Annotated in this window: 14 protein-coding genes; 4 read left to right on the forward strand and 10 right to left on the reverse strand. The window is 70.3% G+C overall.

The window, feature by feature from the left end; translation table 11 throughout:
• Both AB0C16_RS16605 and AB0C16_RS16610 read left to right on the forward strand, forming a co-directional pair.
• On the forward strand, positions 1-1,155 hold the full coding sequence (locus AB0C16_RS16605) for a sensor histidine kinase (protein WP_357683497.1): 1,155 nt from the start codon (positions 1-3) through the stop codon (positions 1,153-1,155).
• Positions 1,152-1,817, forward strand: a complete 666-nt coding sequence (locus AB0C16_RS16610) for a response regulator transcription factor (protein ID WP_357683500.1) — start codon at positions 1,152-1,154, stop codon at positions 1,815-1,817. The genes AB0C16_RS16605 and AB0C16_RS16610 overlap by 4 nt, the downstream gene beginning before the upstream one ends.
• 142 nt (positions 1,818-1,959) lie before the next feature.
• Here AB0C16_RS16610 and AB0C16_RS16615 read toward each other — a convergent pair whose 3' ends face one another.
• The gene (locus AB0C16_RS16615; RefSeq protein WP_357683502.1) at positions 1,960-2,607 is read right to left on the reverse strand and encodes a TetR family transcriptional regulator C-terminal domain-containing protein; all 648 of its coding nucleotides are present in this window, start codon (positions 2,605-2,607) and stop codon (positions 1,960-1,962) included.
• Between the two features lie 153 nt (positions 2,608-2,760).
• Between AB0C16_RS16615 and AB0C16_RS16620 the strand changes: the two genes are divergently transcribed.
• Positions 2,761-3,723 carry a hypothetical protein gene (locus tag AB0C16_RS16620; RefSeq protein WP_357683504.1) on the forward strand — a complete coding sequence of 321 codons (963 nt, stop codon included), beginning with the start codon at positions 2,761-2,763 and terminating at the stop codon, positions 3,721-3,723.
• A gap of 132 nt (positions 3,724-3,855) precedes the next feature.
• On the opposite strand, the gene AB0C16_RS16625 is transcribed toward AB0C16_RS16620, so the two are convergent.
• Genes AB0C16_RS16625 through AB0C16_RS16640 form a run of 4 tightly spaced genes read right to left on the reverse strand, consistent with a single transcriptional unit; the run spans position 3,856 to position 7,920 of the window.
• Entirely contained in the window at positions 3,856-5,169 is a 1,314-nt protein-coding gene (locus AB0C16_RS16625; RefSeq protein WP_357683507.1) for an FAD-dependent oxidoreductase, read from the reverse strand.
• A gap of 26 nt (positions 5,170-5,195) precedes the next feature.
• Positions 5,196-5,906, reverse strand: coding sequence for a maleylpyruvate isomerase family mycothiol-dependent enzyme (locus AB0C16_RS16630; protein WP_357683510.1), 711 nt, complete (start codon positions 5,904-5,906; stop codon positions 5,196-5,198).
• Complete coding sequence (locus AB0C16_RS16635; protein ID WP_357683512.1) at positions 5,906-6,754, reverse strand: fumarylacetoacetate hydrolase family protein; 849 nt, start codon at positions 6,752-6,754, stop codon at positions 5,906-5,908. Before AB0C16_RS16635 ends, AB0C16_RS16630 begins: the two co-directional genes overlap by 1 nt.
• Positions 6,751-7,920, reverse strand: coding sequence for a cupin domain-containing protein (locus AB0C16_RS16640; RefSeq protein WP_357683514.1), 1,170 nt, complete (start codon positions 7,918-7,920; stop codon positions 6,751-6,753). Before AB0C16_RS16640 ends, AB0C16_RS16635 begins: the two co-directional genes overlap by 4 nt.
• Positions 7,921-7,986: 66 nt before the next feature.
• On the opposite strand from AB0C16_RS16640, the gene AB0C16_RS16645 reads away from it, so the two are divergent.
• Complete coding sequence (locus AB0C16_RS16645; protein ID WP_357683516.1) at positions 7,987-8,763, forward strand: IclR family transcriptional regulator; 777 nt, start codon at positions 7,987-7,989, stop codon at positions 8,761-8,763.
• Between the two features lie 98 nt (positions 8,764-8,861).
• On the opposite strand, the gene AB0C16_RS16650 is transcribed toward AB0C16_RS16645, so the two are convergent.
• Genes AB0C16_RS16650 through AB0C16_RS16670 form a run of 5 tightly spaced genes read right to left on the reverse strand, consistent with a single transcriptional unit; the run spans position 8,862 to position 14,079 of the window.
• Positions 8,862-9,500 carry a 3-oxoacid CoA-transferase subunit B gene (locus AB0C16_RS16650; RefSeq protein ID WP_357683517.1) on the reverse strand — a complete coding sequence of 213 codons (639 nt, stop codon included), beginning with the start codon at positions 9,498-9,500 and terminating at the stop codon, positions 8,862-8,864.
• Complete coding sequence (locus tag AB0C16_RS16655) at positions 9,500-10,195, reverse strand: 3-oxoacid CoA-transferase subunit A (RefSeq protein ID WP_357683519.1); 696 nt, start codon at positions 10,193-10,195, stop codon at positions 9,500-9,502. The genes AB0C16_RS16650 and AB0C16_RS16655 overlap by 1 nt, the downstream gene beginning before the upstream one ends.
• Positions 10,192-11,379, reverse strand: a complete 1,188-nt coding sequence (locus AB0C16_RS16660) for a thiolase family protein (protein ID WP_357683522.1) — start codon at positions 11,377-11,379, stop codon at positions 10,192-10,194. Before AB0C16_RS16660 ends, AB0C16_RS16655 begins: the two co-directional genes overlap by 4 nt.
• Before the next feature lie 6 nt (positions 11,380-11,385).
• Positions 11,386-13,110 carry a CocE/NonD family hydrolase gene (locus tag AB0C16_RS16665; protein ID WP_357683524.1) on the reverse strand — a complete coding sequence of 575 codons (1,725 nt, stop codon included), beginning with the start codon at positions 13,108-13,110 and terminating at the stop codon, positions 11,386-11,388.
• Positions 13,111-13,128: 18 nt separating this feature from the next.
• A complete protein-coding gene (locus AB0C16_RS16670) occupies positions 13,129-14,079 on the reverse strand; it encodes an MBL fold metallo-hydrolase (protein WP_357683527.1) in 951 nt (316 codons plus the stop codon).
• Between the last annotated feature and the right edge of the window lie 18 nt (positions 14,080-14,097).

Genomic DNA, 14,097 nt, shown 5'->3' on the forward strand with positions numbered 1-14,097 from the left:
GTGCGGGGCGAACCGCCTGCCGGCCGCGAGCCGATGGTCGACACCAGCCTGGCCATGCTGGTGCTGGTCGTGGTCGGCACCGCCATCACGGCCGACGTCGGCAACACGTCGGCCGGGCCCGGCGTGGCCGCGTACGCGTTCGGCGCGCTGCTCGCCGTCCTGATGTTCGCCCGCCGGCGCTGGCCGGTGGTGACGCTCCTGCTCACGGCCATGACCCTGATCGTCTACTACAGGCTGTCCTACCCGCCGATCGGGCTGGCCGCGCCCGCTGCCGCGGCCCTGTACTCGGCCGCGGAGCAGGGCAAGCTGCGCTGGTCCATCGGCACGGCCGGCGCCCTGCTCGTCATCTCGACCACGCAGCGGATCCTGGAGGGCGACGACCTGGCCTACCTGCTCGGCTTCGAGACCGGGACCTCCGCGGGCCTCATGGCCGCCGCGATCGCGCTGGGCGACGGCGTACGCGCCCGACGCGGCTGGCGTGCCGAGCTGGCCAGGCAGAGCCACGCCGCCCGGCTGGAACGCGAACGGGAGTCGGCGCGGCGGGTGGAGCAGGAGCGCCTGCGGATCGCCAGGGACCTGCACGACCTGATGGCGCACACGGTGTCGGTGATCTCGCTGCACACGGACGTGGCGCGGGAGTCGCTGCGCGATGACCCCGAGGTGGCCGAGCGTTCGCTGGCCGCGGCCCGGTCGGCGTGCAGCGACGTCAGCCGCGAGCTGCGGCTGACCCTGGGGGCGTTGCGCGCGGGCGATCCCGACGACGGTCCGGCGCCGGGGCTGGACCGGCTGGACGGGCTCGTGGCGACGGCCGCCGCTGCGGGGCTCGACATCGACGTGCGCACCTCGGGCCGCCCCGTGCGGTTGTCCGCGATCTCGGACGCGACGGCGTACCGGGTGGTGCAGGAATCCTTGAGCAACGTCCTGCGGCACGCCGACGCCCGGACGGTGCGCGTCGACCTGGACTACGGCGCGGGCGAGCTGCTGCTCCGCGTGAGCGACGACGGCCGCGGCGCCGGCGGTGCCGAGCCGCTGGGCTGGGGTCTGACCGGGATGCGTGAGCGGCTGGCGCTGCTCGGCGGCGGCCTGCGGACGTCGTCACCGGCGCAGGGCGGATTCGTGGTGGAGGCGAGCGTCCCGCTGGAGGAGCACTCATGATCAAGGTCGTGATCGTCGATGACCAGCACCTGGTCAGAGAGGGGCTGCGGTTGCTGCTCGAACGCGCCGAGGACATCACCGTGGCCGGCGACGCGAGCGGCGCCGACGAGGGCGTCGAGCTGGTCGCCCGCCTCCGTCCCGACGTGGTCCTCATGGACATCCGCATGCCGGGCAAGGACGGGTTGGACGCCACCCGGCGGATCACGGCCGATCCGGCGCTGCGTCACGTTCAGGTCATCGTGCTCACCACCTTCGACACCGACGAGAACATCCAGGAAGCGATCCGGGCCGGCGCCGCGGGATTCCTGCTCAAGGACACCAGTCCCGAGCGGATGCGCGAGGCTGTGCGGATCGTGGCCGGCGGCGACGCGCTGCTGTCACCCGCCGTGACGCGGCGCGTCATGCGGGCCGCCGCCACCGGCCCGAGCCCCTCAACGGTCGCGCGCCTCGACTGCCTGACGGAACGAGAACGCGAGGTGCTGGCCGAGGTCGGCGCGGGCCGTACCAACGCCGAGATCGGCGAGCGGCTGTTCATCAGCCCGGCGACCGCCCGCACCCACGTGGGCCGCCTGCTGACCAAGCTCGGCGCCCGTGACCGCTCCCAGCTCGTCGTCCTGGCCTACGAGACGGGTCTGATCACGCCCGGCGCCGAGGAGCGGTGACGCCCGGTTTGTCGGCACGCGACCGGCTGGCGTAGCCGCTGATCGAGCCGTGCAACGGAGGGGCGCCGGCCAGCCTCTCAAGATCGCCGATTGGCACCAGAACTCACTCGAAACTGGCCTCCGAACTCACTCGCCAAACCAGCTAGGGTGTGCCACGTTGCGCGGCCGCTCGTTCGCCGCGGTCGGATATGTCCTGCGAGGCGCGTTCGGTTGCGAGGGCGTCGAGGTGACGCGCAATGGCGGTGGTCAACGACTCGGCGGTGTGGATGTCCGGGCGCATGGCCGCATGCACGGCGAGACCGTCCAGCAGGGCGTGCAGGCGTTCGGCCTCGGCTGATACGTCGGTCGGGGCCAGGCCCGCTGCCGACAGGTCGGCGACTATCGCTTGACAGCCGGCCCGCAGGGCGTCGTACCCCTCGTCGCGCAGAGCTTCAAGCAAAGGGTCGACCATGGCCCGGGACGCGAAGGCCAGCCAGACTTCGTTCTCCGCCTGCCGTTCCTCGTCGAGCGGGAGCAACTCCGTCAGCACGTTCTGCGCCCTTCGCCGGGGGGCGGGTTCGGGCTCCAACCTGGTGAGGCGAGACTCGATCCGGTCGATGACCGTCCGGAACGCGAACACCATGAGCTCGGACTGGCTTGCGAAGTAGTGCCGCAGCGAGCCCATCGACAGCCCCGCCTCGCGGGCGACGTTGCGAACTGAGGCTTGCTCCAGGCCGTCGCGGCGCATCACCCGCAAGACGGCCTCGGCCAGCAGCAGTCGACGCTCTGCCGGATCCACCACTTTGGGCATTGCCCTTTTATAGCACAGTCGTGTTACCGTGTCGGTTGTTAGCACAGTCGTATCACAAAACTCCGGAGCCAGACAGTGACGCTTTCCCGCACGACCGACGTACAGCCACGCCCACCCCGGCGCGGCCTGGCCGCACCGCTCCGCAATCGCAGCGTGCGACTCGCCGCCATCGGCTGGCTCGGCTGCAACGTGGTGGTCCTTGCCGTCGCGGGTGACGCGCTCCCGTTCGACTGGCCGGCCGCTGCGACCCAGACGCCAGTCGGCAGCCTGATGGACGCCAACCTGGCCCTGGCCGAGGTGCTCCTGCTCACCGTGCTGACGCTCTGGCTCACCCGTAAGCGGGCGCTGCCCAACCTGGCCGACCGCGCGCCGGAACGCTCGGTGGCCGCCCGCGAGACGCTGCTCCTGCTTCTGTACGGGGCTGGCGGGCTGGGGCTGGGCTTCATCCTTGGCCGACTCGCCGGATGGCACCCGTTCGGGCTGCACCTCGCCGGCTCGATCTACGGAACGCACGAACAGGTCAGCCCCGCCGAGTCCATCGCGTGGGCGGCCTACAACCTCCTCGTCTACGCGGTGATTCCGCTCCTGTTCTTCCGGCGGCGCTACTCCGCCGAGGCGCTCAACCTCCGCTCGAGCAACCGCCGGGCCGACACCGTTCTCATCGGCGTAGTCCTCTTGATCGAGTCACTCGTCCAGGTCGCCGTGCTCGCCCCAGGTGTCTTCGAGTTGACCACCGGTCAACTCCTGCTCGGGGTTCCCCTGACCTTCGCGTTGTACCTCGCCGGCGCGGTGCTACCTGCCATGATCTTCATCTACGCGATTCTGGTGCCGCGCTTTCTGCGACTCACCGGGTCGGCCGTGACCACGGTGATCTTAGGCGGGCTCACCTATACGGCGTTGCATATCTGGGACGCCTGGACGGTGTTCACCTCGCCGGGCAACGCCGCCCTGTCGATCGTCTTCCTGCTGTTGACCTACTTCGCGCCAGGCATGTTCAAGGCGGTGCTCACGGTGCGGACCGGCAACGCGTGGGTTCACGTCTGGGGCTATCACGCATTGGCGCCGCACACCCTTATCGACGCGCCGCACATGGTCCACGTCTTCCATCTCAAATAAGTGTCGCTGGCCACCGCACCGCCATGGCGCATCGTCGAGTCAGGCGGTTACCAAACAGACTCGACGGTTAGAGTCCAGAGATTTGTGCGCAGTAGCGGCCGATGGCGCCCAAACCCTGATCGGTTCACTTCGTCAGGCCCCTGGTGACTGTTCGGCTGGTATCAGGGATGCTTCCACCCTGTCGGTCAGGTCGAAGACATCGGCGGAATCCAGCGGGATCGGCGAGAACATCGGCGGCTCCTCCTCCGGCGTCAGCGCCGTGGGGCCATAGATCCAATCGGTGAAGGAGTAGTCGTAGGTGTCGCGGGCCCGCAGGAGCGCGTTGCGCTGGAGGCGGGCGACGCCGTCCAGGTGCCACAGCTCGCCCCAGGCGCGGGCCGTGGTCAGGACGCGTCGGCAGTGCTCTGGGCGGACGGCTTCGTAGGCCGCGAGGGCGCCCTGCCAGTCGATCGAGCCGTCCTCGGCGCGGCGCGCGGCGACGTGCTTGGCGAGCACCCAGCCGTCCTCGATGGCCATCACCGCCCCCTGCGCCATGTACTGCAGCGGCGGGTGGGCGGCGTCGCCGAGCAGCGCGAGGTTGCCGTCGACCCACGTCATGATGGGGTCGCGGTCGAACATCCGCCACCAGCGGTCGCGCCACATCAGCGGGATGCCGGCCTGGACGTCCGGGCAGGTCGCGGCGAAGGCGTTGTCGAGCTCGTCGGGTGTGCCCCAGTTCTCCTCGCCCGCGAGGGCCTTGGGGGACTGGAAGACCGCGACCTGGTTGAGCAGCTCGCCGCCGCGCAGCCCGTAGTGGACGAAGTGGCAGCGCGGACCGACGTGGACCGAGACCTCGGTGAGGTCGATGTCCCGGCCGACCTGTTCGATGGGTATGGCGGCGCGGTAGGCCACGTAGGCGGAGCTGACCGGCTCGTCGTCGGCCAGGAGCCTGCGTGCGACGGAGTGCAGGCCGTCGGCGGCGATGACGATCCGGGCCTCGTCGGCGCGGCCGTCCGCCAGCAGTACCCGGGCGCCGGACGGGGTGTTCTCGTAGCCGCTGACCGGGGCGTCGGTGATCAGGTCGACTCCCACGCGCCGGCAGGCGCGCAGGAAGATGCCGTGCAGGTCGCCGCGGTGGATGACCATGTACGGGAAGCCGTACTTGCGTTCCAGGTCGACCAGGTCCAGGCGGGTCAGCTCGCCGTCGTCGACGGCATCGCGCATCACCATGCTCCTCGGCAGCACGCCGAGGCTCTTGGCCTCGTCGAGCAGGCCGTAGTCGTGCAGGATCCGGGTGCAGTTGGGCGCGATCTGGAGGCCGGCGCCGACCTCGCCGAACTCGCGGGCCTGCTCCAGCACGCGCACCCGCAGGCCCTCGCGGGCGAGGGCGAAGGCGGCGCTCAGGCCGCCGATGCCGCCTCCGACGATCAGGACATCGACGGGGTTCGCGGACGTAGGTGTGGTCACGTTGCTCTCCTCGGTGCCATGAACGCTCACAACCACGCCGGCAGTGCCGGAGCGGGGGAACCGTCGATCGTGGTCAGGGCGTGCGGACGGCCGGCGAGGTATGCCGCGACCTCCGCGAGCGGGCCGGTGACGGCGGTGGCGTCGTCTTCACCGGACAGTTCCCAGCGGTCGCCGGTGTCGGCGGCGGTGAGGACGACCGCGGGCCCGGGGGCGTTGCCGCGCTTGCCCACGATGTCGTCGGTCAAAGCGGCCAGGAAGCCGGTGGGAAGGTCGGCGAAGGAGGCGCCGGCGGCCAGGTCGACGGCGTGCACGCAGACCTCGCGCGAACGCAGCCACGGGATCTCGGTCGCGGGGATCGTGCGGCCCTGGGCGGTGACCACCTTGGCGTCCCACTGTTCGGAGCTCAGGGCGGCGGTGCCGGCGGCGAGCCGGTCCGCGGACTCGTGCAGCCAGGCGGCCAGTTCGGCGGCCGGCTTCTCGGAGCCGGCCGCGATGTCGGCGTTGCGCTGTTCGATCGAGGAGTACATCGGGGTCTCCTCGCCGGTCGCGGCCCAGCGCACCAGGTTGCTCAGCGCGTCGGCGTTCGCCGCCACGTGCGCCACCAGGTGCTTACGGGTCCAGCCGGGGAGCCCGGAGGGGGCGAGGTACTGCTCCTCGCCCCACCCGGCGACGGCGCCGAAGAACAGTCCGGTGCCCGCCGCGTTCCAGCTCAGCGCGTCCTCGAAGGTGCGGCGCATCAGGCTGCGCCCTCCTTGGCCACGGTGTTCTCGAGCCGGCCGATGCCCTGGACCTCGGTGACGACGCGCTCGCCGCCGGTCAGGTAGCGCTTGGGGTCGCGAGCGTGGCCGACACCGCCGGGGGTGCCGGTGGCGATGATGTCGCCGGGGTTGAGGCGCACCACCGTCGAGATGTACTCCACCAGCGTGACCGGGTCGAAGAGCAGATCGCCGGTGTTGTCGTGCTGCATGACCTCGCCGTCGACGCTGAGCTTGACCTCGAGCTCAGGGCGTACGCCGCCGGGCAGCTCGTCCGGGGTGACGACGTACGGGCCGACCGGGGTGGAGGAGTCCCACATCTTGCCCTGCAGCCACTCGCGGGTGCGGAACTGCCAGTCGCGGCAGGTGATGTCGTTGAGGATGGTGAACCCGGCGATCGCGGCCTCGGCCTCGGCGCCCCTGGCACGGCGGACCGGCGCGCCGATCACCACGGCGAGCTCGACCTCCCAGTCGAACTCGGTGGTCTCCTCAGGGCGGGCGATCTCGTCGGTGGCGCCGATGAGGCAGTCGGCGAACTTCGCGAACAAGGTGGGATACTGCGGAAGTTCGCGGCCCATCTCCTGGATGTGGTTCTTGTAGTTGAGTCCCACGCAGACGACCTTCGAGGGGCGCGGGACGACCGGCGCGAAGTCCGCGCCCTCGACGGGGTAGGTCCTGGCGGCGTTCGCGTCGGCGGCCGCGGCCCTCTCGGCCCAGCCGTCCTGGGAGAGGAGTTCGCCGAGGTCGGTGGCGCCGAGGTCGACCAGCCGGTCGCCGTCGAGTCGCACGGCCCGGGTCGAGCCGTTGACGCGGAGGGTGGCGAGCTTCATCGGGTGGTCCCTTCGGTACGGGTGTCGTGCTGGGTGCGGTTGAGCTGGAGGGCCTCGAAGACCGGGGAGTCGCTGAACCGGAACAGGTCCAGCGCGCCGGAGTCGGAGTCGGTGGAGCCGGCCTCGGATCGGGCGGAGAAGGGCTCCCAGGAAGGGACGACGAAGAGGTCGCCGCGGGTGACCGACCAGGTTCTGTCACCGACGGTGACGGAGCCGGAGCCATCGAAGACCTGGTAGACCGACGATCCGGTCTCGCGGACCGGGGTGGTCTCCGCGCCGCGGACGACGCGGTGCATCTCGACCCGGATGGTGGGCAGAACGTCGGCGCCGGTGGCCGGGTTCGTGTAGCGGACGGCGGCGTGGCCGGGCTCGATGGTGCCACCGAAGCCCTCGGACTCCAGGGAGAGCTGGTCGGTCAGGGCGCGGTCGGTGAACTCCCACTTGTAGGACAGCAGCGGGGTGCCTGGGGCGAGTTCGCCGACGGACAACGGACGCAGCCCGGGGTGGGCCCACAGCCGCTCGGAACGGGAGCGCTCGGGCGTGATCCGCTCGGCGTCGCTGATCTCGTCGCGGCCGAACTCGAAGAACTGAGCTTCGGAGATGTACTGGAAGGGGATGTCGAGGCCGTCGATCCAGGCCATCGGCTTGTCGGTCGCATTGTGGTGCGCGTGCCAGTTCCAGCCGGCCTGTGGCAGGAAGTCGCCGCGGCGCATCGGGACGGCGTCGCCGTTCACGACCGTCCACACGCCCTCACCCTCGACGACGAAGCGGAAGGCGTGCTGGGTGTGGCGGTGCTCGGGGGCGTCCTCACCGGGCATCAGGTACTGGATCGCGGCCCACAGCGTGGGGGCCGCGAAGGGACGGCCGCCCAGGCCCGGGTTCGCCAGCGCGATCGCCCGCCGTTCCCCGCCCCGGCCGACCGGGACGAGGTCTCCGGCCTGCGCGGCGAGCCCGCGCAGGTTCTCCCAGCGCCACAGGTGCGCAACCGCGCGCGAACGGGGATGCGCCGGCATCAGGTCGCCGATCTCCGTCCACAGCGGCACCAGCAGCTCCTGCTCGAAACCGCGGTAGAGGTCTTCGAGCGCGGGGGTGACGTCGGGCTGGCCCGGCGCGTTGGTCGCACGGAGCCGTACCGGGGACTCTGGCGTGGTCACAGGGGTGCTCATACAGCTAGTGTTGCTGCTGTCGCACTCTGCAGAACAGCAAATTCTGCTATGCAGAATCGAGAAGTCATGGACAAGCCGCTGAAGAATCCGCCGACCTACATGATCAACAGTGTTGATCATGCGTTGCGGATCGCCGTGATGCTGCAGCTGGAGGGCGAGCTGACCGTCTCGGAGGTTGCCGAGCGGCTGGGCGTGGCCCGCTCGACCGCGCATCGACTGCTCGCGATGCTGGTGTACCGGGACTTCGCGGTCCAGGACGATCGGCGCCTCTACCGGGCCGGCCCGGTCCTGGAGCTCGCCGCCCACTCGCCCTCGGTCGTGTCCCGGCTGCGGGCGGCGGCCCTGCCGCACCTGCACCGGCTGGTCGGCGTGCTCGACGAGTCCGTCAACCTGGCGGTGCGCACCGGGGACACGGTCCGGTTCATCGCCAGCGTCGAGTGCTTCCAGAGCCTGCGGGTGGGCTCCCGCGAGGGCATGGTGTTCCCGGCCCACCGCACCACGGCGGGACTGCTCCTGCTGGCCGAGCTGACCTACGAGGAGCTCAAGGCGGTCTACCCGGCCGAGCGGTACGCCGACCGTCCCGCGGACCGGCCCGATCTGGAACGGCTGCGGACCGAGCTGGCCCGGGTGCGGCGCAACGGTTTCGTGCTCAACCAGGGCCGCTCGGAGCGCGGCGTGGTGGCGCTCGGCGTGCCGCTCCGGGCCCCGGGCGGGGACGCCCTCGCCGGCCTGTCGGTGTCGATGCCGAGCGGACGCTACGACCGGCACCGGCTGCCATCACTGGTCGACGCCCTTTCCCACGCCGCGGGCGCCATCGAGGCCGATCTCGCCCGCCCCGTCTGAAGGGGCACCAGACGAAACCGGCGGACGGGCCGAGATCCTCGGCCGCGAAGGCATGGTTCGCGGGCATCGCGCCCCCTCAAAACCGACGGACGGGAACGTCAGCGGACGTCGACCGCGAGCGGGACTTCCAGCCGGGTGCGAAGCTCCTCGACGGAGGTGTCGAACGACTCGAGCACGCGGACGCCATCGGGGGTGATCTCGAATACGGCGTGGTCGGTGTAAACACGACTGACACAGCCGACACCCGTGAGGGGATAGGTGCAGGTGGGCACGAGTTTCGGGCTGCCGTTCCTCGCGAAGAGCGTCATCATCACGTAGACCCGCTTGGCGCCGATCGCCAGATCCATCGCGCCGCCGACGGCGGGGATCGAGCCGGGCGCGCCGGTGTCCCAGTTGGCGAGGTCACCGCTCGCCGAGACCTGGAAGGCGCCCATGACGCACACGTCGAGGTGGCCGCCACGCATCATGGCGAAGGAGTCCGCGTGGTGGAAATACGCGGCTCCAGGCAGCTCGGTGACGGGCACCTTGCCGGCATTGGTGAGTTCAGGGTCGATCTGGTCGCCGACGGCCGCGGGGCCCATGCCCAGCATGCCGTTCTCGGTGTGGAGGACGACGCCGGTCTCGGCCGGAAGGTGGTCGGCGATCTTGGTGGGCTGACCGATGCCGAGGTTGACGTAACTGCCCGGCTCGATGTCCTGCGCGACCCGGGCCGCGAGCTGGTCGGGATTGAGTGGCATCAGCGGGCTCCCTGCACGGTGTGGTGACGCGGCTCGACCTGGACCACGCGGTCGACGTAGATGCCCGGGGTGACGACGGCCTCCGGGTCGATCTGCCCCGCGTCCACGATCGACGAGACCTGGACGACGGTCGTCGTGGCGGCCGTGGCCATCACCGGGCCGAAGTTTCGGGCGGTCTTGCGGTAGACGAGGTTGCCCATCGTGTCGGCGGTGTGAGCGGAGATCAGGGCGACATCACCCTTGATCGGGTACTCGAGGACGTAGTCGCGTCCGTCGATCGTGCGGGTCTCCTTGCCCTCGGCAAGCGGCGTGCCGACGCCCGTCGGGCAGTAGAACGCCCCGATGCCCGCCCCGGCCGCCCGCATCCGCTCGGCGAGGTTGCCCTGCGGGACGACCTCGAGCTCGATCTCCCCGCGGCGGTAGAGGTCGTCGAAGACGTAGGAGTCGACCTGCCGGGGGAAGGAGCACAGGACCTTCCGCACCTGGCCGGCCTTCAGCAGGGCGGCCAGGCCGACGTCGCCGTTGCCGGCGTTGTTGGACACGATGGTGAGGTCGCCCGCGCCGTGCCGGATCAAGGCATCTAGCAGGCCGAACGGCATGCCGGCGAATCCGAAGCCACCCACCAGAACGGTGTCGCCATCCTTGACGACGCTCACCGCCTCGTCCGGCGATGCGAAGATCTGCGCTGCGCTCACGCTGCTCCTCCGGTGACGTTCTCGAGGACCACGGCGAGCGCCTGGCCCACGCCGATGCAGATCGCGGCGACGCCGTACCGCTCGCCCTTCGCGACCAGAACCTTGGCGAGGGTGCCGAGGATCCGGGCGCCCGAGGCGCCGAGCGGATGGCCGATCGCGATCGCGCCCCCCTTGACATTGACGATCTCGGGGTCGATCTTCCAGGCGTCCACGCACGCGAGCGACTGGACGGCGAAGGCCTCGTTGAGCTCGACGGCGCCCACCTGATCCCAGCCGATGCCGGCCCGTTCCAGCGCCCTATTGGCAGCCTCGACCGGAGCGAACCCGAAGTCCTGCGGCTTCAGCGCGAACGCACCACGCCCCACGATCCGGGCAACCGGATCAAGCCCGATCTGCGCGGCAGCGGCCTCCGAGCCGAGCAGCAACGCCGCCGACCCGTCGTTGAGTGGCGATGCGTTGCCGGCGGTGATCGTGCCGTCGGGCCGGAAGCTCGGTTTGAGGCCGGCGAGCTTCTCCGGCGTGGAGCCGGCGCGGATGCCTTCGTCGCGGTTCAGGTCGACGCCGTCGACCGGAACCACCAGGTCGTCGTAGAAGCCCTCGTCCCAGGCCGCCGCCGCGAGCCGGTGCGACCGCGCGGCGAACTCGTCCTGCCGCTCCCTCGAGATCGAGAACCGCTCCCGCAGCTGCTCGTTGCACTCACCCAATGACACCGTCCACTCCGGCGGCATCCGCGAGTTGACCAGCCGCCAGCCGAGCGTCGTCGAAACGGCGGTGGTGTTGCCGGCGGGAAATGCCCGGTCCGGCTTCGGCAGCACCCACGGCGCCCGGGTCATCGACTCCACACCGCCGACAAGTACGACATCGGCGTCACCGGTGTCAATCGTGCGGGACCCGATGATCGCAGCATCGAGCGACGAGCCGCACAGCCGGTTGACCGTGGTCGCAGGCACCGACACCGCCACTCCGGCGAGCAGCCCGGCCATCCGGCCGACGTTGCGGTTGTCCTCGCCGGCCTGGTTCGCGCAACCCCACACGATCTCGCCGATCTGGGCCGGGTCCAGCGCCGGCGCCTTCGCGAGCACACCGGTGATCGCGGTCGCTGCGAGGTCGTCGGGACGGACGCCGGCAAGCGCTCCGTTGAACCGGCCGAAGGGAGTGCGGGCCGCTGCGTAGATGAATGCCATGCTCGATTACCTGTTCTGCTTCGTGAACGGCAGCACGAGCCGGGACCGGTGGGCGGCGTCGCGATAGATCTTGTGGGTGACGGGGCGACCCACCGGCAGGTGGTACGCGTCCGGCGGCAGCAGGGCGTTGTGCTCGTCGGCCAGCGGCTCGTCGTTGGAGAGCTCCACGACCAGCTTGTGGCCGGGCAGGAACGTCGCCGCGAACGGGTAGACGCGCAGCACGTACTCCTCGATCTTCCCCGGCTCGACCGGCACCGCGCGGGTGTGCGGGTGGTAGGGGTCGCCCTCCGTGGTGCGCTCCTCGTCGAGCTCGCGGTGCGAGGCCTTGAGGTAGGCGGACGTGATGAGCTGACGCTTGCCGTTCGGGGCCTCGTCCCACATGCGCAGGATGAAGTTCGTGTCGGGCTGGTCGATCTCCGCGAAGATGTGCGCAGCGCCCTGGCCGATCATCTCGGTGGGCTCGTCGAATGGAGCCGTGCTCCAGCTCAGCATCTCCACCTTGTCGGTCACCGTCAGCGGCGCCTGGTAGAAGCCGTCGGGGGCGGCGTATTCGGCGCCCATGGGCTCGGGCTCGAAGGAGAGCCTGCGGCGCGGGCGGAGGTAGAGCGACCTGTGCTCCACCTCCTTCGGTGGCCACTGCGCGCCGGTGACGTACTCGCGCGAGCCCTCGACGAAGACGGTGACGGCGGGCTCGTCCATGATCCCGTTGTCGATGCCCTTGATCCAGTAGTCGTACCAGCGGAACATCTTGTCGTGCTCCTCGATGAAGGGGCGCGACTGCATCGGCGGATAGGGGCCGATGTCTAGCTTCTTCGGGCCCTTCAGCGCGTTGTAGAGCTCGATGGTGCCGTCCATCGTCCAGCCACGGCCCTGGTCGATCTGGAGCCAGACCGGGAGGTCGATGTCAGGCGCGAGCGTGACCGGGTTGCGCTCCTCGTACCACTCGCCGTCGACCTCGTTCATCACGATGTCGAACCAGGCCTCGTGGTTCTTCGGGTAGTTCAGCACGTGGACCAGGTTCGGCCAGGCGGCCACGTCCGGGTCCTGGAGCCGCTTGGCGACGCGCTCCTTGATCTCCTCCGGGGAGTAGGTCTCGAGCATGCGGGACTTGACGCCATCGGTGAAGGCCCAGCCGGAGTCGCCACCGCGGCCCTCGCGGGCGGCGCGCGGCATGAACCACATGACGCCGCCGTGGTAGGTGGTCTCGTAGAAGTCGTAGTGGCCGCCGCTGACGAAGATCGCCTTGAGGCTCGGCGGCCGCTCGGCCGCTGCCAGCACCTGCATCGAGCCGAAGTAGGAGATGCCGATCATGCCGACGTTGCCGTCGCACCAGGGCTGCGCCGCGACCCACTCGATGAAGTCGTACGCGTCCTGGCCGAGCGAGACGCCACCGGCGTTGTAGTTGCCGATGTGCTCGCCCTCGGAGGCACCGGAGCCGCGCAGGTCGCCGATGACGTGGACGTAGCCCTCCGTGACGACGCGCGCGATGTCGCCCGCCTCGATGCAGCCGTCCCACATCGGGCTGGGCCTCCGCTGCGGCGGCGTCGTGAGCGCGAGTGCCTGCAGCTCCTTGCCGTACGGGCTGAGCGCCACGAGCGCCGGACGCGGCTGGTCGTCGACGCCCTGGTAGGCGTCCGCGGCCAGCGTGATGCCGTCGCGCATCGGCACGCGGAGGTCCTTGCGGACCGCGATCTTGTCCTGGCCCGCCTGGACGGTCTGGAAGTCAGCCATGGATGCGAGACTCCTCTGTCACGAGTTCTGGTTGAAGTGCGTGCGGTAGCCGTGCATCGACGTGAAGAACGGCGACGGCTCGAGGGTGGGATCAGCGGTGTAGCCGACCTCCTGGGCCACGGGGGCGAAGGGGGAGTACGCGGAGTCCGTCGCCTGGAGTCCCGTGCACAGGCAGTCGTGAGCCGCCCTGCTGACCCGGCCCTCAATGTCGAGGCTCTCCCGGAGCGCCTCCGCCGCCTGCTCCGCGTCGAGCTCGACGCCGTACGGCGTGCCGTCGGCGCGGCGATAGGGGTGGCCGAGGTAGAGGTGCCGCGGACGGATCTCGTCGCGCAGGTACGCAAGGCTCGCGCGGTAGGCGACCGGGTCCTCGAAGCCCGGGAAGCCGTTGGCGGCCCCGTGCACCTGGACCGCGTCGCCGACGAAGACGGAGCGCCGGCCGTCGACGACGTAGGCGACCGACCCCGGCGTGTGGCCGGGGATCGAGTGGACGGAGACGGTGATGTCACGGTCGCCGAGGGAGCCCAGCGAGATCGTCTCGCCCCCCTTGACCAGCATGGTCGGCTCCATCTCGCCGGAGATGACCGCGTCGGCCGCGGCCGTCACCTTCGCCTCGCCCTCGGCGTCGTTCAGGTACCGCCCCCGCCCGGCGAGGTACTCGTCCACGTGGGCCCGGCGCGAGCGCAGCATCAGCGCGTCGGCCTCGTGGATCACGACCTGCGCACGCCGGCCGGTGAGCTCCCACAGGGCGTGGGCCCCGCCGACGTGGTCGATGTGGCCGTGGGTCAGCAGGATCCAGCGCACGTCCTCGATCTTGCGACCGATGGCCTCGAGCGCGGGGGCCATGCCCTCGGCGGGGGAGGAGGCGATGCCGGTGTCGACGATGGCCGGCTCCGGCGCGTCGATGAAGAAGCTGTACAGACCGAACCGGCCCCATGGCGAGACCAGAGGGTGGACTTTCAATGCGGACATGGCTCTCCTTCCGAGCTC

Origin of the sequence: Nonomuraea sp. NPDC048916, from assembly GCF_040649575.1 — a bacterium.
In the GTDB taxonomy this organism is placed as follows: Bacteria; Actinomycetota; Actinomycetes; order Streptosporangiales; family Streptosporangiaceae; genus Nonomuraea.

Bases quoted from the DNA above. Each gene is read 5' to 3' on its own strand.
- AB0C16_RS16665 (WP_357683524.1), bottom strand. From the start codon at position 13,110: ATGGCTGACTTCCAGACCGTCCAGGCGGGCCAGGACAAGATCGCGGTC.
- AB0C16_RS16650 (WP_357683517.1), bottom strand. From the start codon at position 9,500: ATGCCACTCAATCCCGACCAGCTCGCGGCCCGGGTCGCGCAGGACATC.
- AB0C16_RS16670 (WP_357683527.1), bottom strand. From the start codon at position 14,079: ATGTCCGCATTGAAAGTCCACCCTCTGGTCTCGCCATGGGGCCGGTTC.
- AB0C16_RS16645 (WP_357683516.1), top strand. From the start codon at position 7,987: ATGGACAAGCCGCTGAAGAATCCGCCGACCTACATGATCAACAGTGTT.
- AB0C16_RS16640 (WP_357683514.1), bottom strand. From the start codon at position 7,920: ATGAGCACCCCTGTGACCACGCCAGAGTCCCCGGTACGGCTCCGTGCG.
- AB0C16_RS16615 (WP_357683502.1), bottom strand. From the start codon at position 2,607: ATGCCCAAAGTGGTGGATCCGGCAGAGCGTCGACTGCTGCTGGCCGAG.
- AB0C16_RS16635 (WP_357683512.1), bottom strand. From the start codon at position 6,754: ATGAAGCTCGCCACCCTCCGCGTCAACGGCTCGACCCGGGCCGTGCGA.
- AB0C16_RS16660 (WP_357683522.1), bottom strand. From the start codon at position 11,379: ATGGCATTCATCTACGCAGCGGCCCGCACTCCCTTCGGCCGGTTCAAC.
- AB0C16_RS16630 (WP_357683510.1), bottom strand. From the start codon at position 5,906: ATGCGCCGCACCTTCGAGGACGCGCTGAGCTGGAACGCGGCGGGCACC.
- AB0C16_RS16610 (WP_357683500.1), top strand. From the start codon at position 1,152: ATGATCAAGGTCGTGATCGTCGATGACCAGCACCTGGTCAGAGAGGGG.